This is a genomic window from Nostoc sp. CHAB 5715 (genome assembly GCF_020829685.1).
In the GTDB taxonomy this organism is placed as follows: Bacteria; Cyanobacteriota; Cyanobacteriia; order Cyanobacteriales; family Nostocaceae; genus Nostoc.
This window is the reverse complement of the sequence record NZ_JAIVFR010000935.1, coordinates 1-2,902: the sequence shown is the minus strand read 5'-3', so window position 1 is coordinate 2,902 and position 2,902 is coordinate 1. Positions and strand designations below refer to the sequence as shown.

Sequence of the window (2,902 nt, the reverse complement as noted above, 5' to 3'; positions counted from 1 at the left end):
TAGAGCATTAAAATCGCAGTTTTATAGAAAGGCTCAAAAACTTAAAACCCAGTCACAGCAATAAATCTAGCCTATCTTTAGGTTTTATTTATTATTCTGTTCCATAAAATGAACTGAAGAACCAAAATTCTTAATTCAAGCACTTTGGATTCAAAGAAGATATAAAGAATTTTGCTGGACATCTACCTCCTTACCCTCATGACCACCAAGTAAAGGAATCTCAATACGCTATGAACTCCAAAGCATTACCACGCCAGATAAATAATCTCGAAGTAGGTGTTTATGAGTGCGAAATCCATCTCAAATTTCGGTTGATTGAGGAAAAAAGTCTATTGGGCGATCGCGAAGAACTGTTACAGGTATTACTTGATGCCTTGACCGAAGGTTCTGACGACTTTCTAGAGACACTGCAAGCATCCGTTAAAGCGCAGGAAGTGTCCGAGTTCAAAGCCTCATCTCAAATGCGACGCCAGCTGATGCGCTTGCGTAATGCTGCTGAAAATCCCCCAACTTAAAGGTGTAATTTAAGTAGTGAACAAACATGAATTGGGCATCAAATCAAATGTTGATCGCATGGCCCCGTTGCAATAAAAACTAAGCAGCAAGTAGAATTCATAAAATATTGTGATTTCTACTTTGTGAAAGTCTTATTTAGCAGCACAGAGTCCCAGGAACAGTTTCCTCTATTAAAAACTTTGTAGCAAAGGGTACTGGTAGAATCTAAGAGCAAATTCAGCCGGGTGCATTTTACCAAGTTTTTATCAAAACATTGCAGGAACAAGAAAACCCTGTGTCTTTACAGATGGGGAATTGGACAACAGACGCGAATTCAATGAAAACCTAAAAGGCCAAAGTGAAAATAAATAACTTTCCTTTTAGCTTTTTACTTTAACTAAGTGCCTGATTTACTGAAATACTTATGTTTTATCTATTACTGGTAATAGGTGATGGTTTAGCAGCCACTTACCTATTACCAATTACCCAGGAGTAGGGGGCAGGGGGAGAAATCAATTCAAAATTCAAAATGACGCTCGCGGACTCGCTAACGCTGCGCTAACAAAATTCAAAATTCAAGAATTTCTGCCTCCAGCAAGAACTGCCTCCTGTTTGCCAATGCCCAATGCCCAATGCCCAATTCAAAAAGTGTCTATTTAGCAAGGCCGTGTTCTAGGGCGAAACGAACTAACTCTGTACGGCTATTGGTGCCAGTTTTACTAAACAAACGGCTGACGTATTTTTCTACATTGCGGACGCTAGTTTCTAAGCGACGGGCGATTTCTTTGTTCATCAACCCTTCAGCGACCAAGTTTAAAACACTTTGTTCTCTAGGAGTCAAATCAATTTTGAAAGGGGCTGGCGATTGAGAAATGGCATTTCTTTGAGTTAACAATGCCTTAATTTGGGCAATCTGATTGGCTAGTTCAGCAATATCAGGGGTTTCGACGTCATCTCCGGTAGTTGAAGCCTTAGCGGCACGGCGGGCTAGCAAATTTTCGACTATAGCCACTAACTCATCTGGATCGAAGGGTTTGGGTAGATAGGCATCGACACCAGCATGATACCCTTGGATGCGATCGCCTGTCATGCCTTTAGCAGTTAAAAATACTACCGGCAGCGCTTGAAAGCGAGGGTCTTCTCGCAGTTGCTTCAAAAACTGATAGCCATCCACCTGAGGCATCATGACATCAGAAATCACTAAGTCAGGTGTATTCATCTGCATCCATTCCCAACCTTCAAGGGCGTTACTGGCGACTTGAACGCTGAAACCGCTCTCTTGCAAATAGTCCTTCACGGCTTCCCGTATCCCTGGTTCATCATCCACCAGTAACAATTGTGCTGACATTTAAAATTCCCTTAAGTTTACCTTTTTCCAATTTAGCGAAAGTTGACAGGCATTGAACAAAAGGGATAAAGGAAAAACGAGAGAGCTTGTTAACGTTAGGCGATCGCTGGTAACTAGAATAACGAGAGCAATGACCAATTTTACGGGGTAGTTCAGTTCTCCCTCTCCTGCAAAGACGCACTCGTATTCGTCTATAAGTGGCTTTGTTTCAGCCGGAGTCTCTTTTACAAAACTAGATTGCAGCAAACCTTTGCTTTGGTTTTGCGCTAAATTCCCGTTTGAAACTGTCTTTAATTAGAATTACGAATTATTTTTAAATAACCCTTACCACCGAGGATTTGTCATAATTAATGCTTCGGCTGCTGAACTATTTAATGGAACAGAGAAAAAATTTCCCTGAGCATATTCACAGTTCAACTTTCTTAAAAGTGCTAATTGCTCTTTTGTCTCTACTCCTTCGGCTAGCACATCCACACCCAGTTTGTGTGCCAGTGTGATAATTATCTCAATAATTTCTAAGTTCTTACTATTAGCGCTCATCAAGCTGATGAAAGAACGGTCAATCTTCAACACACTAATCGGAAAGTTATAAAGACGACTTAATGAGGAGTAACCCGTACCAAAGTCATCAATTGATAACTCAATGCCCATCTCTCTAAGTTGTAAAAGTGCGGCAGTTGCTTTACCGCCATTTTCCACAATTACGCTTTCAGTAATCTCTAGCACTAGAGTGCCAGCATCAATACCAGTTGAGTGCAAAATTTGCCCAATCTGCTCAATCAAATCCCGCTGGGAAAATTGCTTGAGGGAGAGATTGACACTGATTTTTTCTAGGAAGTTGGAATGATCGGACATCCGCCAAGCTTGCATTTGGCTACAGGCTTCATGCAACACCCAGTTGCCAATCGAGAAAATTAGTCCAGTTTCTTCTGCCAGGGAAATAAAATCTGCTGGATTAAGCAAACCACGTTCTGGATGCTGCCAGCGCAACAGAGCCTCAAAACCTAAAATAGAGCCTTTGGTGAGCGAAACAATCGGTTGGTAATAAACTCGAAATTC

At 41.2% G+C, this 2,902-nt stretch carries 3 protein-coding genes; 1 reads left to right on the top strand and 2 read right to left on the bottom strand.

Annotation, left to right across the window (positions count from 1 at the left end; all coding sequences use genetic code 11):
* Positions 1-230: 230 nt before the first annotated feature.
* Positions 231-515 (top strand): Npun_R1517 family heterocyst differentiation transcriptional regulator, encoded by a 285-nt coding sequence (locus LC574_RS33970; protein WP_229458003.1) that lies wholly within the window; start codon positions 231-233, stop codon positions 513-515.
* 632 nt (positions 516-1,147) lie between these two features.
* Here LC574_RS33970 and LC574_RS33965 read toward each other — a convergent pair.
* Both LC574_RS33965 and LC574_RS33960 read right to left on the bottom strand, forming a co-directional pair.
* Positions 1,148-1,843: a response regulator transcription factor gene (locus LC574_RS33965; RefSeq protein WP_100900763.1), complete on the bottom strand. Its 696-nt coding sequence runs from the start codon at positions 1,841-1,843 to the stop codon at positions 1,148-1,150.
* 324 nt (positions 1,844-2,167) lie between these two features.
* On the bottom strand, positions 2,168-2,902 hold a 735-nt coding region (locus LC574_RS33960; protein ID WP_229458002.1), incomplete at its 5' end, for a bifunctional diguanylate cyclase/phosphodiesterase.